We start from the raw sequence: 23,226 nt of genomic DNA, 5'->3' as shown, positions 1-23,226 counted from the left end.
CATTTCATTCTCGCCAGTGGGTGCTGATGTACCGATCGGTTTCTTCGTTCTTCAGCTGCTTCGTCAGATTGCTTGTCCGAACGTAGAATTCCTGCGTGCCGCCGTCTTTCAGGTAGGCAGGTTTCGGGGCCCGCTCCTTGATATCGACGATGGCTACTAGCTTCTCTTCGTGCGTAGCGAAGCGCACTTCATACAACGTGACCTGCCACTGAACCGTCATCCAGCGGCGATTAGAGCCTCGACCGTTTCTGTTACGCCGTAGGGCGCGGGTTGAGCAACCGGTGGAGGCGCGAAGCCCTTATCGAGCGCAGCGTCGTAGCCGGTTGCGGCGAGGGTTCCGGCGAAGGCTGCCGGGGTCTGGTATCCGAGCGAGGAGTGCGGCCTCGCAGTGTTGAAGTCCTGCCTCCATTCGGCGATGGCGCTGCGGGCATGGTCAAGGCCGAAGAACAGGCTCTCGTTCAAAAGCTCATCGCGCATTCGGCCGTTGAAGGACTCGACATAGCCATTCTGCATGGGCTTTCCGGGCGCGATGTAGTGCCACTCGACGCGATGATCCTTCGACCAGGCGAGGATGGCGTTCGAGGTGAACTCGGTGCCGTGGTCCGACACGATCATGTCCGGCTTGCCGCGACGGCTGATCAGGTCGGTCAACTCACGTGCCACCCGTCGACCGGAGATCGACGTGTCGGGGATCGCGGCCAGGCATTCGCGCGTGACGTCATCGACGATGTTGAGCACCCGGAAGCGCCGCCCGCAGGCGAACTGGTCATGCACGAAGTCCAGTGACCAGCGCGCGTTCGGTCTCGCCTCGACCAGGATCGGCGCTCGTGTGCCCACCGCGCGTCGCCGCACACGGCGCTTGCGAACCGTCAACCCTTCCTCACGGTAGAGCCGGTAGATGCGGTTGATGCCAGACGGTTCGCCCTCCCGCCGCAGCAGGATAAACAGGCGACGATAGCCAAAGCGTCGCCGCTCGTTGGCGAGATCCCGTAGCCGGCCGCGCAGTTCGGTCTCCGGCGGGCGGCATGACCGGTAACGGATCATCTTGCGATCGGCACCGACGAAGGAGCAGGCCCGACGCTCCGACAGGCCCATGACGGCCTGCAGATGCGCGACGGCTTCGCGCTTGGCGGCGGGCCCTACCATTTTTTTGACAGAAGCTCGCGAAGTGCCGAGGCTTCCAGCATCTGGTCGGCGAGCAGCTTCTTCAGCTTCGCGTTCTCGTCCTCCAGTGCCTTCAGGCGCTTGGCGTCGGACACGTCCATGCCGCCATACTTCGCCTTCCAGTTATACAGCGTCGCCTCGCTGACACCGTGCTTGCGGGCCAGGTCGCCCGCCTTCGCGCCCGCCTCATGCTCGCGCAAAACCGCAATGATCTGATCTTCCGTGAACCGCTTCCGCTTCATCTGTCCGTCCTTCAATCGAGGCCGGACCCTAACTCCAGGTGGAGGAAAAACTCAGTGGCAGGTCAAACCGCATCAATATGCTGTTTCCCGGAGAGCGAAATCGTCCGGATCTCGCTCGACTTGAATGGGTCAACGATGCGCCGTCCCTGAACAAGGGGTTCATTGCCGGCCTGGAGGATTGGCGAACGTCGGTTGCCGACCCCAGGCTGGTCGTGATCGATGTGTTGCAGCGGGTGAAACCGGCAGGCAAGGCCGGACAGACGTCATACGAAAGCGACTATGATGCGATGTCGGAGCTGCAGCGTTGGACCGTGGACCACCGGGTGACGGTGCTCTGTCTGCATCACACTCGCAAGGGTGGTGCCGACGACCCGCTGGAGGCGTTGAGCGGCTCCAATGGCCTGTCAGCCTGTGCCGACACAACACTCCTCCTGGATCGGGATGGAAGCGGCATCACCCTCTATGTGCGCGGACGCGACGTGGAGGAGAAGGAGAGCGCCCTGAGATTCTTATCGGGGACCTGGAATCTTATCGGTGAGGCAACCGAGGTGAGGCGGACGGACGAACGGGAAAGGATCTTATCCGAGCTCCTTATCGCTGATGCTGCGATGAGCCCACGGGAGATCGCAATGGCGACCTCAATGCCCCGAAACAATGTCGATCAGCTGTTGTTCAAGATGGGAAAGGCCGGAGAAGTGCAGAAAACTGGCCGAGGCTGCTATGTCCATCCGGACCGTACAGACCTGATCGAACACCCCCGATAAGGTCGATAAGAAGATAAGATCGAACGCCTGGAAGGCTGCTGCGGCAGGCGTTTCTTACTTCCTTATCGATCTTATCCCGATGGAGCTGTGTCACTGGCTAGCGACCGAGGGGAACGAATGAGCTTCTCCCCAGCGTATCCAAGCCTTTCCTTAACTGGCGATCCGCATCGATAACGCCGAATGATGCATTCCTTCGCTCAGTGCCCTAGCCGCGCATCGCGCAGGAGAGCACCCGCGTTCCCGGTGCGTTCAGCAGCGGTGGGTGTTTGCGTGCCTGAGACGGACGGCACGTGTGCGCGAGCCCGGCGTCGGCCCCGATTGCCAGTCTAGCGATATCCAACTCCGATCTCCTTCGGTCATCTGGCAAGGGTTCTCATTGGCTAACCCCGAGCTTTCGGCGCGTAGACGGCGAAAACCGCAAGGCTATCGAGTCTGCGAAAAAATACGCCGGCGAGGCTTGACGGCCGCAGTGGTCCCGCTCTACGTTTTCTGTAGAAAGACAATGTCTTCTATTAAAAGACAATCTGAGAGCAAGAATGCAGAAAATAGTTGATCACCAGCCTTTCGGCGGAGCGGTCGAGAGAGACGTCATGAGCGCCGCAGCCGGCCCAAGAATGCGCGAGCCCCAACAACTCCTGACACCAGCTAGGCTGAGCGTAATGCAATCGAGCCGCGTCAGTGCAACGAGGTTGCTCATGTCAAAGGCGATCAACGCGCGCTGGTCGATCGATTGTCTGGATTGGAAGATCGACGAGGAAGCGCGCGGTACCGCTCTCTATCGCATCGAGACTGCCAACATGCCGCTCGATTTCATCGTGCACTCCAGGAAGCCGCAGAAGGAAGGCCGTATCGGGCGCATCATAGGACAGACCTGGGACATGATGGCAGCGCTTGTCGAAGGACCTGCCTCCGAGCACGACATCGCAGTGACAGGCGAGGAAATCCAGAAGCTCTACGCCGGACGCGCAACCGACAAAACCTTGGTCTGGGCTCGGTCGAACCGCAGCGGCCGCGCTTTCGACCATACCGTAGAAGCTCTTGCTGCAGGGCGACAGCCCAGCATCGATGTCCTGTCCGACGTCTGCTACCTGATGCGAAATACTGGACTGGACGGCAACGGAACCTTCGGGACGCGCAGCTTCCGCACGCTGGAGAAGGACCATCCGCTCAAGCGACCGCTCGAGGCGCAAATGCTCTGCGCCTACCTGATGCGGGTTTTCTCGATCGATCTGGTGAACCATCTGGCTCGCTGCCAGTCCCCGCATTCCGCACGCCTAGCGCCCGAGATCCAGCGCTTTCTCGGTGTCGGAAACGGATCCGCGCTGGGTCTCAACCTGTTCGTGAACAATCATCCCAAGCTCGTGCACAACTTCCTGACTGCGCGTGAGAAGGCGATCGTCGGAGCGAAGTCGCTTGAAGTCGGCCGACAAGATCCGTCAGTCGCATTCCTCATTGGTCTGGTCGAGCGCGCAATAAAGTTTCGTCGGCAGGACCGTATGACCTATGAGCGCTTCGCCGAAAGCAGCCTCGTGGCGGACGATCTGGAGAAGGTAAAGGGTGTTCTCTCCTATTTTTACGAGACGGGTCTGGTCGGCGGATCCGAGAGCCGTTTCCCCCTAAGCGAGATCGCAGACTGGTCAGAGCGCGAAGTGCATGACGAAGCGCATGAGACCCTGCTCGGGCTGATGACCGAACTCGTGCCGGATCTGTGCGACTCTCTCGCGGAGGAGCTTGCTGCGGACGAGGAGTTCTCGACCGATCCGAGCATGTCTCTCGGGCACCTGCGCGACCTGCTTCACAGCGAATACGCGTGGGCCTTTGACATGGATCTAGAGTCGGAGAGTTCGCGGCGCTTTGTCTGGTACAAATCCGCGACGGCTGAGGAGCCGCGACGCGGGGCCATCGACGAAGTCGGATCGGTATTCAATCTCGGTCTAGACTTGCCCCGGCTCGTGACAAGGCTTGATCAAGAAATCGCAAGCCGCGATCCCGCGCTGTCGGTTGCGCGCTTTCTACTGACGGCACCAGAATTTAGATACATCGTAGCGCGAATCCAGTCGCTCAGCGGATATGCCTACCACTCGCCGCATATGAACATGATGGGCGAGGAGTTTACGCCGTCGGATGTGACTCGCTTCATCAATATCTGCATCCACGGGCTGGACAAGACGCGGGACTACCTCAACCGAAGCTTGCGGGGCGTCATCTATCAGGGAGCGCCTACCGTCGACGATTTGCGCGCAGGCGCGGATCCGATCTGGTTCTACCCTGCGGAGCCGCGGGTATGACTGCTGCTGGAGAAATGAGATCTCGAACCATCCACGTCTCTGTGCGCGAAGGGCGTCTGGTTGTGGATCGGGTACTGCTTACACTGGCCATTCCCGCTGGCTACATTCCTGCGGTGCGCGAGGTCATCTTGACGTCAGAATCACTTGGACTTGGTGGTTTCGGGCACCTTCTCCAAGCGGTCGACTCGGTTGCCGAGCCGTTTCTCGACGCGGTCACCGTTCAGGAAACTCCAGATCGGGGTATTCGTATCGACGGCGGCGAGATCCACGCCTGGATGCTTGCGCCAACCGCAATTGATCTGCTTGTCGACCAGGCGCGGCGATCCGGAACGTCTACGATTTCCTTGACGGGCATTCGTGAGCCGCGAGAACTCGAGGTGATGCAAGGTCTCGCTACGCGATACGGAGCGAGAATATCGGTCGATGTCGACGCTCATAAAGGTGGCATCACCCTGACGGCGCGAAACACGTCCCCGCCACGCTCGCTTGAGGATTGGGACCCACTGCTGTTTCGGGCGATGCGCGATCGTTTCCCCGTTGAAGAAACAACGTGGCGCGCGCTCTACACACTTTCAAATCGGGCCCTTGCCCCCGACAGCGTGCTTTCGCGACGCCATGCGGGACCGGTCATCCTTCTTGAGGACGGGACCATCGTGGGCAGGCAGCCCGCGGATGATGATTTTGATCCCGAGATGCTGAAGTCCGTAGGCGAACGAAGGAGCGGGTGATGCCCACAACGAACAACGGCACGTCCCGTCTGATCGTAGATGGCCTTTCAATGCCAGCTCCGGAACGGCGTTGGCTCGAAGCCTATCGGAACGCCGGACTGGCCTGTGTCAACACTTGCGTAGCTGTATGGGAAAACGCCGGCGAAGCCTTGTCGGTGCTTGGCAGATGGCGGCGGCTCGTCGAGGAAAACAGCGATCTGGCCGCCATCGCGACCAGCGTGGCGGAAGTCCGCGATATAGCCGATTCCGGCCGTACGGCAATCCTGTTTGGCTTCCAGAATACGGCGCCGATTGAGCACAACATTGACCTTTTTGGCGCCTTCCGCCGGCAGGGCGTGTGCATCATGCAACTCACCTACAATCTGCAAAACTACATAGGCTGCGGATACTGGGAAGAGAAGGATACCGGTGTGTCCTCGCGCTTTGGAGCCAAGGCGATCGAAGAGATGAACCGCAACCGAATCCTCATCGACCTGTCGCATTGCGGCGAACGTACAACGCTCGATGCGATCGAGATGTCGACGGTGCCGGTAGCCATTACCCATGCCAACCCGCGGGAGTATGTCGGCAGTCCAGTCTACGGGTCGGGTCGACTGAAGACGACGGAAGCCCTCAAAGCGCTTTCGGCGCGCAATGGCGTGATTGGCCTTACTCCGAACCGTAACATGACGAAGCGCGGCGCTGAAACCACGTTGGAAGAGTTCGGCGATATGATTGCCTGGGCTGTTGACCGTTTCGGCATCGAGACGGTTGCAATCGGCAGCGACTACTGTCCAGGGCATCCACGCCACATCCGGACATGGTGGCGCTACGCTCGCTGGTCGCGCGAAAGCGCTCCGGCAGAGCAGATGAAGGTCGCACCCCACGAAGGCTGGTCCGAGTGGATGAAGACCCAGGAAGGAATGCACAACATCGTAGCCGAACTCGATCGCAGAGGCTTCCGGGCCGATGAGGTCGACGCTGTCATGGGCGGGAACTGGATGCGCCTGTTCGAGCAAACCATCGGCTGACGACCCAAGATGCGGCGGAAAAGATAGGAAAACCTCCAACAGAAGGAATCCGGAGAATGAATAGTGAAAATCGAATCCGGAAGATCACATCCGATATGGGGAACCAAAGCCTTTCCGTGTCCAGGCGGATGTTTTTGGCGGGCGCGGGTGGCGCAGCGCTGGCCTTGGGCATGCCCCCTCTCGTCAGGGCGGCAGGAACGGAGTTGCGTGTCGGTACATATGGTGGAAGCTGGCAGAAGGCGATCGAGGATTTCATCGCGCCAGCGATTACCTCGGACGGCGACACGATCAACTATGTCATCGGTTCCGCTGAGGACAATCTCGCCAAGGTCATTGCCTCCAAGCGTCAGGGACAGGTACCCTTCGATGTGATGGACGGCACTGCCTATTTCTATGATGATGCGTTCAACAGCGGATATCTCGCCGAGATCGACTACAGCAAGCTTACCAATACGAAGAATATGCCGGATGGCATTTTCGACAAAGCACAGGTCGTGGTAGAATGGACACCCGACTGTATCGTCTACAATCCGGACAAGCTTGCCGAAGCAGGCATCTCTCCCCCGCAGACATATGCCGATCTGGCCAACCCCAAGTTCGCGGGACGGGTCGCCTTCCCCAATGTCGGTCATCCGCAGCACTGGGCCGCGGTTATCGGCTTAGCCAGGGCGAATGGTGGGGACGAGAGTAACCTGTCTATGGTTCCGGAACTCGTGAAGGAGATGGCACCAAGCTACTTCTACTCGGGTTCGACGGAGCTTTCCACGCGATTCGCCTCTGGCGACATATGGGCCGCTCCCTGGGGGGCGGGATGGGCCGTGCGCATGAAGCGTGGCGGCATCCCTGCTGCGGTTTCCTATCCGCCGATCGGCGACAAAAAGGGCGGCTTATGGCCGAACATCAAATGGATGATTGCCGGCACGACAAATGGCGATCTGGTGCACAAATACATCGACGAATGGCTCGGCGTGGAAGGTGCAGCCAAGTTCTGCGAGGCAACCGGCACCGTTCCGACCAATCCGAAAGCGCGAAAGCTCATGAGCGAGAGCGAGCAGAATCGTGAAATGCTGCTCTTGTCGGATGAGGAAATCGCCAACGCCTACCGCGTCGACTGGGCCAGCTTCGATATCGATGCGTGGCGCGACGTCTGGCTGAGAACCGTGCAAAACTGAAAACCAGAGAGTAGTGGGCGATGGCGCACGCTGTCGCCCACTTATTGGCAAGACATGCTCTCAACGGGCCGGCTCAGATACCAGCCCTCTTGATGGGAATATGCAATGTCGACCATAGAGCTGCGTCACGTCCGCAAGTCCTTCGCCGGTAATATTGTGGCTGTCGAAAATGTGGACCTGTTCGTCGATGAAGGCGAATTTGTCGTCCTGCTTGGTCCATCGGGATGTGGCAAGACAACTACTTTGCGTATGATCGCTGGATTCGAAAAACCTTCGAGCGGGCAAATCCTGTTTGGCGGCAGGGACGTGACACATACGCCGACCCGGCAGCGCGAGGTCGGCATGGTGTTCCAGAACTATGCGCTGTTTCCGAACATGACGGTGGCTGAGAACATCGCCTTCGGGCTGAAGCAGCGAAAGATCTCGAGCAAGGCGATCGCGGACCGCGTGAACGAGATGCTAAGTCTCGCTCAGCTAGCCGATCGCCGCGACCAGTACCCCGCCGAACTTTCCGGCGGCCAACAGCAGCGCGTGGCACTTGTCCGAGCTTTGGCCATTTCGCCGCGCTTGCTTCTGATGGATGAACCGCTTGGCGCACTCGATCTCAAGCTGCGCGAGATGCTGCAGATAGAGCTGAAACAGCTTCAACGCAAACTCGGCATCACGACGGTCCTTGTAACGCACGATCAGCAGGAGGCTATGAGCTTGGCCGATCGTATCGTGGTTATGCAAGAGGGCCGCATGCGCCAACTTGGCTCTCCCGAAGAACTCTACAACAAGCCCAATAGCCGGTTCGTTGCCGAATTCGTCGGCAAGAACAATGTCCTTAGCGGTATTGTGAAGAATGCTGGCAAGGACGAGCTTTCCATTCAGATAGGAGAAGGCGATTCGGCCTGTGATGTTGTCGCCGTGCAGGCCAAGACCGACTCGTGGAAAGCCGGCGATCAAATTGCCCTGGGTTTACGCCCTGAACACCTGTATGTGGCGCCGCCGGGCGAGGAGGTACAGTCATCCAACTGCCTGCCAGGCAAAGTTTCCGAGCGGCGATTTCTAGGGAATTTTGTACATTACCATGTGGAACTACCCTGGAAGCAGATGGTCATCATCGAATGTCCGACACGGCTGTCTCAATATGAGCCGGGTTCCGACATTGTTGTGCATTTCAAGCGGCAAGATTGCCAACCCTTAGCGGCGAGCAGCGTGGTCGATGCCTGAGCAACTGGTTGCAAGGCTGACGGACCGGGCAAAGCCAATCCCCAAAGGGAAAGATGAGAAAGTGCCGGCCTCAAAGGCAACTGCTCGGAACAAAGTCAACTGGTCTGGACTCATCTGGTTTCCGGGTGCGCTCTCGTTCGTCCTTCTCGTTCTGCCGCAGTTTGCATTTCTTGAGGCCAGCTTCCATGCAGATATCGGTCTCGGGCAGGTAGCCCATACCTACAGCTTGGACAACTATGTTCGTGTCTTGGCCGATCCGTTCTATCTCTGGTCAATCTGGCAGACGTTCTACCTTTCGGCCACTGCCACAGCGTTTAGTCTCATGCTGGCTGTACCAACGGCCTACACGCTGGCACGCGCAGGAGGTAATACCGCAAGCCTGTGGCTCAATGTGATCTTGGCCACGTCATTGATCACTGTTGTCATAAAGCTGATGGGGCTCAATATCATCTTTGGACAAGTCGGCCCCATAAATGAAGCACTGCGTTGGCTGGGTCTCGTCGACCGGTCGTTGCCATTCGTCAACAACGAGATCGGCGTTCTGATCGGCCTTGTACAGTACACGCTGCCGATCCTGATCTTGCTGCTTTTCGGCGTCGTACAGACGATACCCTCGCATCTCGAGGAGGCCGCTGAAGTTCACGGGGCCAAGCGCGCGACTATCTTTTTTTCGATTATTGTTCCGCTCCTGAGGAACGGCCTGATAAGCGGCGGGCTCATTGCTTTCAACATGAGTATGGGCGCATTCACCTCAGCGGTTCTCATGGGAGGCGGCCGCGTCCTGATAATGCCCGTGTTGATCCAGCAGCACATCATTCAGCGCGCCGAATACGGGACGGGTGCGGCACTGGCGGCAGTGCTGTTGGTGTTTGTCTTCGCGATCAATGTTGGAACAGGCGTTTTTCTCATGCGCTCCGAGCGCAAACGCGCTGCCAGAGCAATGAACTGAAGGAACCGGATCATGCCGTTCCCCAGACTAAGCACGATCACCGCCATTTTCACGATCGGCTTCCTTGTTTTGCCTTTTGTCGTGGTGGTCGGGGCCTCCTTCGACACCAGCAACCAGTTCACGATTCAGTTCCCGCCGCGGGATCTTGCATTGGATCGATATGCCGAAATCCCGATTAGGTATGCCGAGCTCTTCTTGAATAGCCTTATCGTAGCTGTTTCAGCCGCGATATTGGCTGCATTGTTCGGCACGCTCGCCGCACTCGCCTTAGTTCGCGGACGTCTTGCGATGCCGGAGATGATCCATGCCTTTTTCCGCCTTCCGATACAGATACCGCTAATCGTCACCGGCGCGGCGTTCCTGCAGTTTTACACGATGGTTGGCGCGCACACCGATATGTATCTGACGCGGAGCCTTCTCGGCCTCATTCTTGCGCACTTGATTGTGGCACTGCCATACGCGATTGGCTCTGTATCGGCTGTGCTGGCGCGCATTGATTCGGCATACGAAGAGGCCGCCGAGAGCCTTGGCGCATCGAGATGGGTTACCTTTCGCGACGTCACGTTTCCGGCAATACGGCCGGGCATTCTCGTTGGAGGATTCTACGCGTTTGCGGTATCTTTTGGAGATGTCCCGATTTCGATCTTTTTGGTCAACGCGGACACGATGACCCTGCCCGTGGCGATTTTCAACGACATGCAAGTCGACTTCCAGCCATACATACTCGCGCTCTCCACCTTGGTCATCGTGATGTCTCTTGCCATGATGCTGGCCATCCAGAAAGTCGTCGGCCTTGACTTCGTTCTGTCTGCGAGGCGCAAGCAATAGGTATGAGAACTGCGTTGTGCCCTTGAGCTAGAGGACCCGGTTATTGTGGCGGTCAAAGTCCTAAGTTCTGTAGTTAAGACGCTTTCATTGCTCGAGGTGATCGCAGAGCACGATGATCCGATCCGCTTGGCTGATTTGAGTCATAAGCTTGGCGAGGGACGCGGGACGATCTACCAAAGGCTGATGACGCTAGTTGAAGTAGGTTGGCTGGAGCAGCCCGAGCCTGGCACGTATCGCTTGTCCTTGCAGCTAGCAACGATAGGACAAGCTGCGCTTGAGCAGGCGAGCTTCGGCGAGCGTACAACCGCTGTACTCAGAGAATTGGCTCTCGATACAGAAGAAACTGCGTCATTAGCTGTGCTCAGTGGTATCCAGGCTCAGATTATCAAACGCGTCGAGTCTCATGTGGTAGTTCGTGCCGAAGTTCGGGTTGGAACGCTTCTTTCTTTGTCGGATAGCTCATCAGGTCGTGTCTTGACCGCATTCGCGGACGCCGATTATCGAGGTTTGCTTAAGCAAAAGGGCGCTCGCTTAGCCTCGGAGAAGCTCCTCAAGGAGGTGCGTGACCGCGGCTATGCCGTATCGAGCGGAAAGGACGTCGCGGGTGTTCGCTCTGTGGCTGTGCCGTTGTTCGACAAGAAAGGCAATTGCGCAGCTGCACTTTCGGTGGTTACACCGGAAGCCCGTTTTGATAGTGACCGCTTGATCGCACCCCTCTTGCAAGCATCGCGTAAGCTCAAAAACGCCACCGTATTGTATTGACGCCTGTTACTGCCCGCACACCGAATGTGAGTCACTGTAAGGCGACGAAAGATCCCACCAAGTGACCTTCTGGTTCGCTTTCATCCTATCCGTCTGTCAGGCTTCAGTTGCTCTTGTCGTAGGGCAACGTAGTTCTGCGTACGAATGACGTCAAATGTCATGATTCACAGATGGTTGTGACCGATATATCATGCTGTGAATGAAGTATGAGGCTTTGTTCCTTGCAAGGTGCTCCGGGCAATCATGACCACAGGCGATCGTTCTCTTCAGCTGGATTACAGACCCCTCGACATACTGATCCCGTACGCCCGCAACGCGCGCACTCATTCCGAGGCGCAGGTGGCAGAGATCGCGGCATCCATCCGGGAGTTCGGGTGGACCAACCCCATCCTGGTCGACGGCGAGAACGGGGTCGTTGCCGGCCACGGACGGTTGCTGGCGGCGAGAAAGCTCGGCATGGCACAGGTTCCGGTCATCGAGCTCGCAGGTCTCAGCGAGGCACAAAGGCGCGCCTACGTCATCGCCGACAACAGGCTGGCGCTCAACGCCGGGTGGGACAACGAGCTGTTGGCGCTGGAGTTCGGCGATCTGGAGAGCCTGGGCTTCGATCTGGCCCTAACCGGCTTCGGCGAGGAGGAGATCGCGGCGCTGACTGCGCGCGGCACGACCGGCCTCACCGATCCGGATGCCATCCCTGCCCCGCCCGCAAAGCCTGCAAGCCGTCGCGGCGATCTCTGGGTCCTCGGCAACCATCGTCTGATCTGCGGTGATGCCACCAGTGAAGCGGACGTCGCCCGCCTGCTGGGTTGCGTCTCCCCTCACCTGCTGGTCACCGATCCTCCCTATGGCGTCAACTACGATCCGGCCTGGCGCGGGAAGCTGAATGGTGCCGAGGGGCTTGCGACCGGCAAGGTGGCCAACGACGACCGCGCCGACTGGCGTGAGGCCTGGGCACTGTTTTCCGGCGATGTCGCCTATGTCTGGCACGGCGCCCTTCACGCCGGGATCGTGGCGGAAAGCCTCGAGGCCTCGGGCTTTGCCATCCGGTCCCAGATCGTATGGGACAAGACCCGCCTGGTGATCGGCCGCGGGGACTATCACTGGCAACATGAGCCGGCGTGGTACGCTGTGCGCAAGGGCAGGAAGGGCCACTGGAAGGGCGACCGCAAGCAGACGACCGTCTGGCAGATACCGCACCGCAAGAACGACAGCGGCCATGGCACGCAGAAGCCGGTGGAGTGCATGCGCCGCCCGATCGAGAACAATTCCTCTCCCGGTCAGGCCGTCTACGAGCCGTTCAGTGGATCCGGCACGACGATCATAGCCGCAGAGATGACGGGGCGGTGCTGCCATGCCATCGAGCTCGACCCGGCCTATGTCGATGTGGCGGTGAAGCGCTGGCAGTCCTTCACCGGCGAGACGGCCATGCTGGAAGGCGGCGATGCGTCCTTTGCGACTGTGGCTGCCGAACGCGGTGCGCAGGCAAGCTGATGCCAATGCCGGACGCAAGCAAGGGAACATCCAGAGGGATTGAGGAGACCAAGAACGCCCGCTGCAGGATCAAGCGTGCCCGGGAACCGAAGCAATGGCAGGCCCCCCGGGGGGGGGGGCGGTTCGGATCTCTGGAGAATCCGACTGGGGACCGCGCGGGGTCCTTTCTTCACACATGCGCGAAATTGGCAGGGGGGTCCCGGCACCATGACGGTATCGAGAACCGCGCAAATCCGGGGTTTGTCTTGTGAAATGAAGGCCAGAGACAGGCTCCGGCAGTCGACCAACTCCACAGTCGCCGCCGTGCTTTGCGCAAGACAAGCCGGGCACTGAGGGCAACCCGATGCGCGGACGCAAGCCTCTTCCGACAGCGATGAAGATCGTGCTTGGCAACCCTGGCAAGCGGCCGCTCAACCACCTGGAGCCGAAACCCGTGACCGCCATGCCCACCTGCCCCGCCCACCTGTCACCGACGGCCAAGGCCGAATGGAAGCGGCTTGGCCGCTATCTCCACCGGCTCGGCATCATGAGCGATCTCGACCGGGCCGCCTTCGCTGCCTATTGCCAGGCCTACGGCCGCTGGGTGGAAGCCGAAAAACGGCTGAAGGAAACGCCGACGCTGCTCAAGACGCCTGCCGGCTACGTGCAGCCTTCCCCCTGGCTGGCGATCGCCAACAAGAATGTCGAGCTCATGCACAAGTTCATGTGTGAACTCGGCCTCTCTCCGTCATCCCGGAGCCGGGTGACCACCAGCTCTCCCCTCGGCCCGAAGCCATGGGAGTTCAGCGGCCTGGAAGCCGAAGACGACGAGTTCTTCTCGTAATCCCGATCCTGGCCCGGAGCGACTTGCCGCCAACGACTGTACGATTGGCAGGAGGCCCTCAGTTGAGAAGGCCATTGTGGGCCGCAAGGGGCTCTGCGTCGGCTTCTGGGTGGAGTCCTGCTCGCAGTTTCCAAAGTCCGGTATCGCCGCAACGTTGGCGGGGGCGAAGACCACCCGACACGGGTTTGACAATGTTCCAGAGGTTGGTTAGCCTTTTCGCGACGACCGGATACCAATCGTTCTCGAAGGTATCATCGGTCTTTGTCAATGCCGCACCGGATCAGGTGGAGCGCCTCCAAGCGTTCAGTTCCGCCGGAAGCTCAAGCTGACACTCTCCAAACCGTACTGTCTACGGAACGAGCGTTGGTATTGTCTCGCGGCGTCTTCCAGTTTTTCCTGCAGCCCAGCGGCCGGAACCTGCCGGCATGAGTGCGCATGGCCCGCTGTTCGGCGAAAGCGTTCTGGACCTCACACGCGCGTTTGGGGGGCCTCTGTGCACCATGATGCTGGGCGAGATGGGCGCCCAAGTCATCAAGGTGGAAGAACCCTCGTCCGGCGACGAAACACGCACCTGGCCGGTGAAGCTGGGAGCGGGTCTCAGCACCTATTTTGCAACGCTGAACCGCAACAAGCACTCTCTTACGCTCAATCTGAAGTCGGATGAGGGCCGTGCCATCGCGCTGGAACTTGCCGGGCGCAGCGGCATCTTCGTCGAGAACTTCACGCCCGGCGTCGCGGAACGGCTCGGTGTCGGCTACGAAGCCATCCGCAGCAAGCGGCCGGATGTGATCTACTGTTCGATCTCGGGCTTCGGCCAGAGCGGCCCCTACCGCAATCGCAAGGGCTACGACCCCATCCTGCAGGCGATGGGCGGCCTGATGGGCGTCACCGGAGAGAAAGGCGGCGGACCGATCAAGTCCATGATTCCCGTCGCCGATATCGCTGCAGGGCTCGCGGCATCGAATGCGATACTTGCCGCAATCGTCCATCGCGAAAAGACCGGCGAAGGCCAATATCTCGACATGTCGATGATGGACGTGATGGTTTCGCTCACGACCATCTTGGGCACGGCTGTCCTCAACGGAGGGCGTGTACCGCCCCGCTCGGGAACGGAAAATCCGGTGCGGGTACCATCAGCGGCATTCGAGTGCAGCGATGGCAAGTACCTGCAACTCGTTCCCAACCAGCGCCAGTGGAAATCCTTCTGCGACGTCGTGGGCGCGCCGGAACTCGCCGACGATCCGCGGTTCATCGACAATCTCGCAAGGATCGACAACCAGGACGAGCTCTACCCGCGCCTGCGCGCGATTTTCCGCACCCGCACATCGGCAGAATGGGAAGACAAGCTTCTGGCAGCCGGCATACCGGCCGGGCCAATCCTGCTGCTCGACGAACTGTTCAAGAATCCCCAGGTTGTCGCGCGCGAAATGGTCTTCGAATACGACCATCCGACCGGCGGTCCGGTAAAGGCTCTCAACCTGCCGTTTCGCATGAGCGGGTCACCGGTCCGGATGAACTGCGTGCCTCCGGACCTCGGTGAGCACACCGACGATATTCTCAAAAGCCTTGGACGCAGTTCGGAAGACATCCGGCGAATGCGTGAATCCGGCGTGGTGTAGCGTGATCCGGAGGAAGGAAATCGGAGCAATGGGTGAATCGGTGCTTGAGCGCGTCGAAGGCGGCACCGCCGTCCTGACGCTCAATCGACCCGAAGCGCGCAACGCACTTAACCGCGCACTTGTGGACGATCTCAAGACGCGCCTGCGACAGCTCGACGGCGACCCGGCCATCACGGCGATCGTCATTACAGGCGCCGACCCCGTTTTCTGCGCTGGCGCGGATCTGAAGGAAATCGCCCCGGTCGGCGTGGAGGCGGCGTTCGCGCGAGCCGAGGCGTCGATGGACTTGCATCGCCTGCTGCCTCGGCTTCGCAAACCGGTAATCGCAGCCGTCAACGGCCACGCCCTCGCCGGGGGGTGCGGTCTGGCGCTGGCGTGCGACCTGGTCGTGGCCGCCGACACCGCGCAATTCGGCTATCCGGAAACTCCCCGCGGCCTGGTTGCTGCACTTGTGATGGTGAACCTCACACGGCTCGTCGGGCGCCGGACCGCGCTTGAACTTCTGCTTACCGGCCGCCGGGTCACCGCCGAGCGTGCACGGGAGTTGGGGATGATCAATGAAGTCGTGGGGAAGACGGACCTGATGCCGCGCGCTCTCACGCTCGCAGCGGAACTCGGCGGCCATCCGCCGACAGCGGTCAGTTTCACAAAGAGCCTGTTTTACGAAGTGGCCGAGCTTCCCTTTGATTCCGCGCTGGCGCGGGCGCGGGATGTTAATCTGAGGATGCGCATGACAGATGCAGGCATGCGCGGCGCGGCGGCTTTTTTCGAAAAAGGCGGCAAAGGGAAATAGGCATGGCACGATCCCACAGCAATTTCGAAACGCTCGACGTCACTGTCGAGGACCATATCGCCCGAGTCGCCATCAATCGCCCGGACAACCTCAATGCGATCAACATGGTACTTTATGAGGACATCTTTCAGGCGTTCCGAAGCATCAATGATGACACCGCCGTGTGGGTTGCGATCCTGACCGGCAACGGCAGGGCGTTTTCGGTCGGCGCCGACCTGAAGGAGCGCCAGACGATGACGAAAGCCGACGTCCAACGCCGCCGTCGGCTAGCCCCGCTAATGTTCGGCGCGATGAGCGCCGCCCGCTGCCCGGTCATTGCCGCTATCAATGGCTTCGCATTCGGCGGCGGTTTTGAGCTTGCCCTCGCCTGTGACGTCCTGGTGGCGTCAGAAAATGCGGAATTCTCGTTGCCGGAGACGAGGCTTGGCGTGATACCCGCCGGCGGCGCGACCCAGCGCCTCTCGCGAATGATCGGGGTTCACAAGGCGAAGGAGATCATTCTGACCGGCCGCAAGATGACGGCTAGGGAGATCTTCGATCTCGGCATCCTCAACAGGCTGGCGCCCGAGGGCGAAGCGGAGCGAGTGGCGCGCGAGATAGCCGACGAGATGAAGCAGAGCGCGCCCATGGCGCTCACCCAGGCAAAGAAGGCGGTGAACGGCTCAATGAACATCGGTCTCGACGTAGGCCTTCAGTTCGAAGCGGAAGCGTATCAGGCATGTCTTGCCTCGAAGGATCGCGACGAGGGTCTCGCCGCGTTCAGGGAGAAGCGGAAACCCCGCTACACGGGCGAGTAAAATGGCGCGGGATGTTGCCGAAGACCTCGCTGAGTTTGCGTCCGGCGTTGCGGACCTTCCGGTTCAGGCGCAAGCGTCAGCCTTAAATGATCTCATCGATACGCTGGCCTGCGCCGCGGCGGGGCTAGGCTCCGGCGGCGTCGGAGAAATCCGCGGCATAGTATCGGATTGGTCGGGCAAGCCGGAGGCGCGACTGTGGTTCGGCGCCGAGGCGGCCCCCGCCCCCTGGGCGGCGCTCTATAACGGGCTCGTATCCCACGCCGTCGAGTTCGACGACACACATGACGACGCGATCCTTCATGCGGGCATCACCGTCATTCCGGCAGTGGCAGCCGCCGCCGAAAGGCGCGGCAACGTCGCGGGTTCGGAACTGATCGCAGGCATTGCCGTCGGGGTCGATGTCGCCTGCCGGCTGGCGCTCGCCACAAACCGCGGTCCGGGTGAAACCGGCTGGCTCCTTACCCCCCTGTGCGGAACCTTCGGGGCCGCGGCAGGCGCGGCCCGCACGCTCGGTCTCGATGCGGAGCAGACGCTCAACGCGCTCGGCTTGGCCTATGCTCAGGCGGCGGGTAACGGCCAGGCGACGATTGACGGCGCGCTTGCCAAACGCCTGCAGGCGGGGCTCGCCGCAAAGGCGGGCACGCTTGCTGCGATCATGGCCGCCGCCGGCATAACAGGAGCGCGGCAGGTGTTCGACGGTAAGCGCGGGTTCTATGCGGTCTATCAGGCGGGAGACTACGACCGCTCGAAAATTACTGACGGTCTCGGAGAGCAGTTCGAGATCAAGAAGCTGAGCTTCAAGCCCCATCCGTGTTGCCGATGGACACACGCCGCATTGGAAGCCGCGCTCGCAGCGCGTGCCGAAAACGTACCTCCCGCCAGCCTTGAATCGATCCATGTCTCGGTGAACCGACAAGCCTACAACAGCACCGGAGATCCGATCGCGGTGAAACGGAAGCCGCGCAACGTTGTGGATGCGCAATTCTCCATTCCGTTCGCAGTCGCGGCCGCGCTGGTCGACGGGCAAGTGGGTCTGGAGCATTTCACGGAAGCCGCCATCGCGCGCGCTGACCTGTTGGAAGTGGCGGCCAAGGTATCGGTCGATATCGGCGACGACTGGTCCTGCAATCAGACCCGCTCGGTTTCACCCGCGAGGTTGACGCTGCTGACCGCGGACGGCCGCGAAATCACCAGGACGGTTGACCGTCCGAGCGGCGGGCCCGGCGATCCGAACATCGATCGCATCCTGCGCGACAAATTCGTTCGGTGCTGCGGCATCACCGGGCTCCGAGAGGAGCTGGCGGCCGCCAGGCTGGAAGCGCTCACCGCCATCGGTAGCGCCGACAATGCCGTGACCGTACTCCGGAACGTCACCGGCGCCGTTGCTCCGGCTTGAGGGATAACCGCATGTTGAACGCCAGCCGCAGTCTGGACCGTATCTTCGCCCCGAAGTCGATCGTCGTGGTTGGCGCAAGCAATGATCCGCGCCGGATCGGCGGTCGACCACTCCGCTATTTGCGCGATCATGGCTTCGACGGCGACGTCTACGGCGTCAATCCAAAGTATGACGAGGTACAGGGACGTCCATGTCTCCCGGACATCGCAAGTCTGCCCGACGGTATCGATCTCGCTGTACTGATGCTGGCAAGCGCCCATGTGATCGACGCGGTTCGCGCATGCGGCGCGAAAGGCATAGCCGGTTGTGTCGTGACAGCGGCGGGCTTCGCCGAGGCGGGGCCCGAAGGGCGCGTACGGCAGGAGGAGCTTGCCAGGGTGGCCGCAGAATGCGGCGTACGCCTTATCGGCCCGAACACGATCGGCTTCCGTAATCACAACACTGCCGTTTACGCCACATTCGGCACCGACATCGACAGCGGCGTACGCCCCGGAAACGTAGCCGTCGTCGCGCAGAGCGGCGGGCTGGGCGGGTATCTGGGCGCGGCGCAGCTCCGGGATCGGGGTGTCGGAACCCGTTGGATGATCGATACCGGCAACGAGGCCGATATCGATTGCGCGGAGTGCGTGGAGTTTCTTTCCCGCGAGCCCGGAATAAGCGTGATCGGCCTCATCATCGAAGGCTGCCGCGACTCCACCCTGTTGCTGGAATCCATCGCTACCGCCCGCCACCGCGGCATTCCGGTGGTGGTGCTGAAAATCGGCCGTTCGGAAGCCGGGGCGCAGTCGGTTCAGCTTCACACCGGCGCACTATCGGGCCAGGACGCGGTATGGGATGCGGCGCTTGCGGCTGCCGGCGCGATACGGGCGCGCGACGAGGCGCATTTCATCGACCTCGTGCGGATCCTCGACATGCCGAAGAAACCAGCTGGTTCCAATTTGGGCATCGTCACGCTGTCAGGCGGTGTTGCCACCGTTCTCCTCGATGCAGCCGAGCGATCTGACATAGCGGTTCCGCCGGTCGGTCCCCCGCCTCCCGACCTGAAGGCGCGATTGCCGCTGGTCGGATTTTCCAATCCACTCGACGCCTCCGGGCAGATGGCAAATACGCCCGACGGGCTCGAGCCGCTGATCGACTACATGCTCGGGCAGGACAGCGTCGATGTCGTTGTGGTCTGGCTGGCCTACGCGCTGTTGTCGGATGTGCTGGGGCCGGTCATGGCGGAGGGCGTCACCAACGCCGCGTTACGATCGGACAAACCGGTCATCGTTTGCGGAATGGCTACGCCCGAACTGACTGAGCAACTGATCAAAGACGGCGTGGCGCTGACGCCATACCCGACGACGACCGTCGAGGTGCTCGCGGATTGCCTCCGGCAGCCCCTTCCCCAAGAACCGCTCCGAACCGAGTTCGCACCCGCGGCGGTAGGCGAGGAGCAGATCGTCACCGGCTCCGAGGCGGAAGCCTTGCTTCCGGGCGTTCCATTCGCACAGCAATATGTCGTCGCCGACCGCGAAGCGGCAGGAGCCGTACTGCATACCGTCGAAGCGCCCGCGGTTTTCAAAGCCGACGTGCCGGGGCTGGCGCACAAGTCCGACATCGGGCTGGTGCGGCTGGGGATCCAGTCGCGAGCAGAGGCCGAGGATGCATACGAGGCCTTGCAATTGGCGCTGGAGAAGGCCGGGTTGGCCGGCGAAATTCTGGCGCAGCGTCAGTATGCGGGACTTGAACTTTTCGTGGGGGCGAGCCGGGACGCGGTGTTCGGACCCACCATCACACTCGGTCTCGGCGGCATCTTCGTGGAAGTCTTCGAGGACACGGTCACGCTGCTGGCGCCATGCAGCAGGGACAACGCTCTGGAGGCCATGCGCAGGTTGAAGGGCTGGCCGCTGCTGGAGGGCGTCCGGGGTAGAAAACCCGTCAATCTTGAAGCATTTGCCGCGTTGGTCGAGACGGTGTCGCGGCTTGTGGCGGAGACCCCGGAGATTGCCGGCGTGGACCTGAATCCAGTCATCGCCACCGCCAACGCCGTGGTTGCGGTGGATGTCGTCGTCAAGAAAACCCGCTGAGGCGGTCATGAGCAAGCAAGTCGTCCTAACATTTTCGAACGATGTCGCAACCATCGAACTCAACCGTCCGGAAAAGCTCAATGCTGTCGGCCAGGAGCTCGCCGACGCCTTGGAAGCGGCGGTCGAAGAAGTCGCCGCGCAGGGTGCGCGCTGCGCTGTCATCAGCGGCCGCGGGCGGGCCTTCTGCGTCGGCGCCGATCTTGGTGGCGGCAACAAGGATGACCCTGTCGCGGCCGAGGCCTGGATCAACCGCATTGTCACCCTGCTGAATGGAGTGCAGCAACTGCCCTGCCCGCTCGTTTCCTACGTCCATGGATATGCACTTGGCCTGGGCGCTTCTCTCGCGATGGCCGCGGATCTGGTCCTCGCCACGGATGAAGCCCAGTTCGGCTTTCCGGAGGTCCATCACGGACTGGTGCCGGGGGTGACGATGGCGCTGCTTGCAGAGCGTGTGAACATCCTCACCGCAGGTGAAATCATCCTGTTCGGCGAGCGGTTCGACGCGAGCAAAGCCGCGCAATATGGGCTCGTGAACGAGGTGGTTCCCGTCAGCGATGGGCAGAGCGCGCTGGATGACTGGACGCAGCGGCTGAGCCGCGGCAGTCCGATGGCTATGCGCGCATCCAAGAGGCTCTTGCGCGAAATGCTGTCGCTGACGCCGAAATCCCGGATGGCAGCCGGCGCTGACGCAGTGCTTGTCGGCCGCCAGACCGAAGACGCGAAGGAAGGGTTTGTCGCGTTTCGGGACAAACGGAAGCCGCGATGGGCGCCGTGATTCAATCAAGGGGTCAATGATGGAAGTGACAGATAGCTCGGCAATTGGGTCCTGGCCGGACAAGATGCGCCAACTCTACGACGCTTCCCCAATCCATGCCTATATGGGCTTCACCTTGAAAGAAGTCGGCGACGGCGAGGTCACGGTGGTGCTGGCGGCCAAGCCGGAGTTCGTTAACGGCATCGGGGTCATACACGGCGGTGTGATAACCGCGGGGCTCGATTCGGCCATTCTTCAATCGGTGCGCTCGCGCTGCGCCGACGGAGACCGGTTGACGACCGTCGAACTCAAGGTGAACTTTCTCGAAGGCGCACATCCGCCGCGGCTGGTCTTCAGAGGACGAGCCGTTCGTGTCGGTGGCAGCCTAGGTGTCGCTCTGGGCGATGCCTATGACGAAAACAAAAACCACGTGGCCACGGCAATGGGCACGATCTCGATCCGCCGGCGATGAAGCCACATGTTGCGCCGCGCCAAGTTGCGACTAACATGTAACGAAACGACAGAACTGATAAGGGTGGGAACAAATGGCCATTGAAGAACCTACCATTCTGCTAACCGGATATGCGCCAGCACCCAAGGGAACCGTAATGCAGGAGAAGCAGCGCCTGTTCGGCGTGGTGCTGGAGGTCGAAATGCGCAACGGCCGGATCGTCGGCGCGGACGTTCCGGGCGTGACCGACCTATCGAAGGATTTTTTCAGGCGTGTCGCCATCGGTTACGAACTCTCCAGTGGTGTCGACAAGCTTTGCGAGAAGGTGCGCGCGCGCTATTGGACATCGTCTACCGATTCCCTGATCGCCTGCTTGAAGATCATCGGTCAGCGTTACGAAGAAGGGCTCAAGCGCCTGGCTTGCGGAGACCCGCGAAGCGCTTCCCCGTGCGACCCCCAATCGACTACGCGCGTAAGAGAATTACGCTCCGCGTTGCGGCCCCAACTGGCGCGGCAAGCTTGACAGGGCGTCCGCCGGTCAATAGGATTTAACCACGCGACAGGGTACAGGTTTCTGGTCTGTTTGCGTGCGCGGACAGCCAAAATCCGCAAAGGGCTGCTGATAGGCAGCTTATATTTGCGGAAGTTTCAAGGCTCGCGATAGTTCCAATCTTTTTGGAATTGCGAGGCTTGTTTTGGCGAGTTTTCCCTTTGTTTGCACCATTCCTGTCGTTGCTTGCGAACGGACTACAGGAATAGATGACAATACCCTCCATCCTCGCTCGGGGAGGGGGTGGTGAGTTCGCGCGCCGCGATACCAGAATCGATGAATGCGCTGTTGCTGAGCCGTTTCGGCGGACCCGAGCAACTGGTGCCAAGCGTTCGCCCCGTGCCGAAACCAGGGCCGGGCGAGGTACTGATCCGCGTCGCCTATTGCGGCATCTGCCGGCACGATCTGCTGACGCGCTCCGGCGCATTCGCAAAGACACCACTTCCAGTTATTCCCGGTCACCAGATCGGTGGAACAATCGTTTCGCTTGGTTCAGGCGTCACCGGCGTCCAGACGGGTCAACGCGTATCCTCCCTTATACGCATCGGCTGTGGCAACTGCGCGCAGTGCCGCGGCGGCAACGAGGCGTACTGTGAAACTTTTCGCGCTCGCTTTCTCGGCGAGGATCTGGACGGGGGTTACGCTGAATTCGTGAAGATTCCCGACCACGCGGTGATACCGCTCCCCGACGGCCTACCCCTTGAAACCGCCGCCGTTGCTAGTTGCACGTTCGGGACGGCCTATCACGCCATACAGACGCGCGGTCAGGCGCAGCCTGGCGAAACCGTTGTCGTGACCGGTGCCAGCGGCGGGGTTGGGCTGCATGCGCTCGAGTTGTTGCGCCATTTCGGCTGCAGATGCATTGCAGTGACCTCCAGCGGGGAAAAGTCGGAGCTGCTTCACCAGGCTGGCGCCGACGAGGTCATTACCTCTGAGGATCTGATATTTGCCGATCAAGTGAAGGCGCTTACGGGCGGGAGTGGTTGCGACCTCGTCATCGAAGTCGTGGGGGAGCGGACTCTCGATCAGTCCATTCGAGCGCTCCGCAAAGGCGGACGGGTGGTGCTCACCGGAAACATCACCGGCAAGAAGGCGCAGATCACGCCAGCCCATTTCATCCTAAAGGAAATCAGTCTGATCGGAACCCGCACCTGCACCAAAACTGAGTTGCAGGAAGTTTACGAACTTCTCGTGTCCGGTGCGATACGCGTCCATGTGGACCGGATATTCCCGTTGGAAAAAGGACCGGAGGCGCATGCGCTAATGGAAGCAGGTGCCTCCCAAGGGCGTTATGTGCTGGAGGCATGACCCGACCGAGGGGGTCGGCGGCAATGGCTGAGGCCGCCGCATAACAAGCAATA

Annotated in this window: 22 protein-coding genes and 1 pseudogene; 20 read left to right on the top strand and 3 right to left on the bottom strand. The window is 60.6% G+C overall.

Going from position 1 to position 23,226, the window contains the following annotated elements:
- Positions 1–4: 4 nt before the first annotated feature.
- The 3 genes and pseudogenes from FQ775_RS21510 to FQ775_RS24065 all read right to left on the bottom strand — a co-directional run.
- Positions 5–196, bottom strand: a complete 192-nt coding sequence (locus FQ775_RS21510; RefSeq protein ID WP_146297814.1) for a hypothetical protein — start codon at positions 194–196, stop codon at positions 5–7.
- A 20-nt stretch (positions 197–216) separates the two neighbouring features.
- Complete coding sequence (locus tag FQ775_RS21505; RefSeq protein ID WP_246730405.1) at positions 217–1,287, bottom strand: IS3 family transposase; 1,071 nt, start codon at positions 1,285–1,287, stop codon at positions 217–219.
- Positions 1,254–1,406, bottom strand: a pseudogene (locus tag FQ775_RS24065) (transposase); the annotation flags it as partial. The pseudogene FQ775_RS24065 and the gene FQ775_RS21505, both read right to left, overlap by 34 nt.
- Positions 1,407–1,444: 38 nt before the next feature.
- Here FQ775_RS24065 and FQ775_RS21500 point away from each other — a divergent pair.
- From FQ775_RS21500 to FQ775_RS21405, 20 genes are all read left to right on the top strand, one after another.
- Complete coding sequence (locus FQ775_RS21500; protein WP_146297812.1) at positions 1,445–2,170, top strand: AAA family ATPase; 726 nt, start codon at positions 1,445–1,447, stop codon at positions 2,168–2,170.
- A 695-nt stretch (positions 2,171–2,865) separates the two neighbouring features.
- Complete coding sequence (locus FQ775_RS21495; protein WP_246730209.1) at positions 2,866–4,458, top strand: hypothetical protein; 1,593 nt, start codon at positions 2,866–2,868, stop codon at positions 4,456–4,458.
- Positions 4,455–5,186 carry a hypothetical protein gene (locus FQ775_RS21490; protein WP_146297810.1) on the top strand — a complete coding sequence of 244 codons (732 nt, stop codon included), beginning with the start codon at positions 4,455–4,457 and terminating at the stop codon, positions 5,184–5,186. Before FQ775_RS21495 ends, FQ775_RS21490 begins: the two co-directional genes overlap by 4 nt.
- The gene (locus tag FQ775_RS21485; protein WP_146297809.1) at positions 5,186–6,196 is read left to right on the top strand and encodes a dipeptidase; all 1,011 of its coding nucleotides are present in this window, start codon (positions 5,186–5,188) and stop codon (positions 6,194–6,196) included. The genes FQ775_RS21490 and FQ775_RS21485 overlap by 1 nt, the downstream gene beginning before the upstream one ends.
- A gap of 56 nt (positions 6,197–6,252) precedes the next feature.
- The gene (locus FQ775_RS21480; protein ID WP_146297808.1) at positions 6,253–7,368 is read left to right on the top strand and encodes an ABC transporter substrate-binding protein; all 1,116 of its coding nucleotides are present in this window, start codon (positions 6,253–6,255) and stop codon (positions 7,366–7,368) included.
- A 105-nt stretch (positions 7,369–7,473) separates the two neighbouring features.
- The gene (locus FQ775_RS21475; protein WP_146297807.1) at positions 7,474–8,583 is read left to right on the top strand and encodes an ABC transporter ATP-binding protein; all 1,110 of its coding nucleotides are present in this window, start codon (positions 7,474–7,476) and stop codon (positions 8,581–8,583) included.
- Entirely contained in the window at positions 8,576–9,532 is a 957-nt protein-coding gene (locus tag FQ775_RS21470; RefSeq protein WP_146297806.1) for an ABC transporter permease, read from the top strand. The genes FQ775_RS21475 and FQ775_RS21470 overlap by 8 nt, the downstream gene beginning before the upstream one ends.
- 12 nt (positions 9,533–9,544) lie before the next feature.
- Positions 9,545–10,360: an ABC transporter permease gene (locus tag FQ775_RS21465; protein WP_146297805.1), complete on the top strand. Its 816-nt coding sequence runs from the start codon at positions 9,545–9,547 to the stop codon at positions 10,358–10,360.
- Positions 10,361–10,405: 45 nt separating this feature from the next.
- Complete coding sequence (locus tag FQ775_RS21460) at positions 10,406–11,122, top strand: IclR family transcriptional regulator (RefSeq protein WP_146297804.1); 717 nt, start codon at positions 10,406–10,408, stop codon at positions 11,120–11,122.
- A 243-nt stretch (positions 11,123–11,365) separates the two neighbouring features.
- Positions 11,366–12,613, top strand: a complete 1,248-nt coding sequence (locus FQ775_RS21455; RefSeq protein WP_167813104.1) for a site-specific DNA-methyltransferase — start codon at positions 11,366–11,368, stop codon at positions 12,611–12,613.
- 343 nt (positions 12,614–12,956) lie between these two features.
- Entirely contained in the window at positions 12,957–13,436 is a 480-nt protein-coding gene (locus FQ775_RS21450) for a phage terminase small subunit P27 family (RefSeq protein WP_167813103.1), read from the top strand.
- Positions 13,437–13,861: 425 nt separating this feature from the next.
- Positions 13,862–15,055 carry a CaiB/BaiF CoA transferase family protein gene (locus FQ775_RS21445; RefSeq protein ID WP_146299976.1) on the top strand — a complete coding sequence of 398 codons (1,194 nt, stop codon included), beginning with the start codon at positions 13,862–13,864 and terminating at the stop codon, positions 15,053–15,055.
- Positions 15,056–15,083: 28 nt separating this feature from the next.
- Positions 15,084–15,848, top strand: coding sequence for an enoyl-CoA hydratase/isomerase family protein (locus tag FQ775_RS21440; RefSeq protein WP_146299975.1), 765 nt, complete (start codon positions 15,084–15,086; stop codon positions 15,846–15,848).
- A gap of 2 nt (positions 15,849–15,850) precedes the next feature.
- A complete protein-coding gene (locus FQ775_RS21435; RefSeq protein ID WP_146299974.1) occupies positions 15,851–16,645 on the top strand; it encodes an enoyl-CoA hydratase/isomerase family protein in 795 nt (264 codons plus the stop codon).
- A 1-nt stretch (position 16,646) separates the two neighbouring features.
- On the top strand, positions 16,647–18,041 hold the full coding sequence (locus tag FQ775_RS21430; RefSeq protein WP_146299973.1) for an MmgE/PrpD family protein: 1,395 nt from the start codon (positions 16,647–16,649) through the stop codon (positions 18,039–18,041).
- An 11-nt stretch (positions 18,042–18,052) separates the two neighbouring features.
- The gene (locus FQ775_RS21425; RefSeq protein ID WP_146299972.1) at positions 18,053–20,110 is read left to right on the top strand and encodes an acetate--CoA ligase family protein; all 2,058 of its coding nucleotides are present in this window, start codon (positions 18,053–18,055) and stop codon (positions 20,108–20,110) included.
- Between the two features lie 7 nt (positions 20,111–20,117).
- Entirely contained in the window at positions 20,118–20,885 is a 768-nt protein-coding gene (locus tag FQ775_RS21420) for an enoyl-CoA hydratase/isomerase family protein (RefSeq protein WP_167813102.1), read from the top strand.
- 19 nt (positions 20,886–20,904) lie between these two features.
- Positions 20,905–21,336: a PaaI family thioesterase gene (locus tag FQ775_RS21415; RefSeq protein WP_206064794.1), complete on the top strand. Its 432-nt coding sequence runs from the start codon at positions 20,905–20,907 to the stop codon at positions 21,334–21,336.
- Positions 21,337–21,409: 73 nt separating this feature from the next.
- On the top strand, positions 21,410–21,838 hold the full coding sequence (locus FQ775_RS21410; RefSeq protein ID WP_146299969.1) for a DUF3870 domain-containing protein: 429 nt from the start codon (positions 21,410–21,412) through the stop codon (positions 21,836–21,838).
- A 273-nt stretch (positions 21,839–22,111) separates the two neighbouring features.
- A complete protein-coding gene (locus tag FQ775_RS21405) occupies positions 22,112–23,173 on the top strand; it encodes an alcohol dehydrogenase catalytic domain-containing protein (RefSeq protein WP_146299968.1) in 1,062 nt (353 codons plus the stop codon).
- Positions 23,174–23,226 lie beyond the last annotated feature (53 nt).

Origin of the sequence: Nitratireductor mangrovi (genome assembly GCF_007922615.2) — a bacterium.
Taxonomy (GTDB): Bacteria; Pseudomonadota; Alphaproteobacteria; order Rhizobiales; family Rhizobiaceae; genus Mangrovimarina; species Mangrovimarina mangrovi.
The sequence above is the reverse complement of the archived record's forward strand: the minus strand, read 5'-3'. Positions and strand labels throughout refer to the sequence as shown.

Excerpts from the sequence above, each read along its gene's own strand:
- FQ775_RS21410 (WP_146299969.1), top strand. The coding sequence starts at position 21,410 with ATGGCCATTGAAGAACCTACCATTCTGCTAACCGGATATGCGCCAGCA.
- FQ775_RS21420 (WP_167813102.1), top strand. The coding sequence starts at position 20,118 with ATGAGCAAGCAAGTCGTCCTAACATTTTCGAACGATGTCGCAACCATC.
- FQ775_RS21440 (WP_146299975.1), top strand. The coding sequence starts at position 15,084 with ATGGGTGAATCGGTGCTTGAGCGCGTCGAAGGCGGCACCGCCGTCCTG.
- FQ775_RS21490 (WP_146297810.1), top strand. The coding sequence starts at position 4,455 with ATGACTGCTGCTGGAGAAATGAGATCTCGAACCATCCACGTCTCTGTG.
- FQ775_RS21495 (WP_246730209.1), top strand. The coding sequence starts at position 2,866 with ATGTCAAAGGCGATCAACGCGCGCTGGTCGATCGATTGTCTGGATTGG.
- FQ775_RS21465 (WP_146297805.1), top strand. The coding sequence starts at position 9,545 with ATGCCGTTCCCCAGACTAAGCACGATCACCGCCATTTTCACGATCGGC.
- FQ775_RS21455 (WP_167813104.1), top strand. The coding sequence starts at position 11,366 with ATGACCACAGGCGATCGTTCTCTTCAGCTGGATTACAGACCCCTCGAC.
- FQ775_RS21435 (WP_146299974.1), top strand. The coding sequence starts at position 15,851 with ATGGCACGATCCCACAGCAATTTCGAAACGCTCGACGTCACTGTCGAG.
- FQ775_RS21425 (WP_146299972.1), top strand. The coding sequence starts at position 18,053 with ATGTTGAACGCCAGCCGCAGTCTGGACCGTATCTTCGCCCCGAAGTCG.
- FQ775_RS21480 (WP_146297808.1), top strand. The coding sequence starts at position 6,253 with ATGAATAGTGAAAATCGAATCCGGAAGATCACATCCGATATGGGGAAC.
- FQ775_RS21415 (WP_206064794.1), top strand. The coding sequence starts at position 20,905 with ATGGAAGTGACAGATAGCTCGGCAATTGGGTCCTGGCCGGACAAGATG.
- FQ775_RS21450 (WP_167813103.1), top strand. The coding sequence starts at position 12,957 with ATGCGCGGACGCAAGCCTCTTCCGACAGCGATGAAGATCGTGCTTGGC.
- FQ775_RS21475 (WP_146297807.1), top strand. The coding sequence starts at position 7,474 with ATGTCGACCATAGAGCTGCGTCACGTCCGCAAGTCCTTCGCCGGTAAT.
- FQ775_RS21430 (WP_146299973.1), top strand. The coding sequence starts at position 16,647 with ATGGCGCGGGATGTTGCCGAAGACCTCGCTGAGTTTGCGTCCGGCGTT.
- FQ775_RS21485 (WP_146297809.1), top strand. The coding sequence starts at position 5,186 with ATGCCCACAACGAACAACGGCACGTCCCGTCTGATCGTAGATGGCCTT.
- FQ775_RS21470 (WP_146297806.1), top strand. The coding sequence starts at position 8,576 with ATGCCTGAGCAACTGGTTGCAAGGCTGACGGACCGGGCAAAGCCAATC.
- FQ775_RS21445 (WP_146299976.1), top strand. The coding sequence starts at position 13,862 with ATGAGTGCGCATGGCCCGCTGTTCGGCGAAAGCGTTCTGGACCTCACA.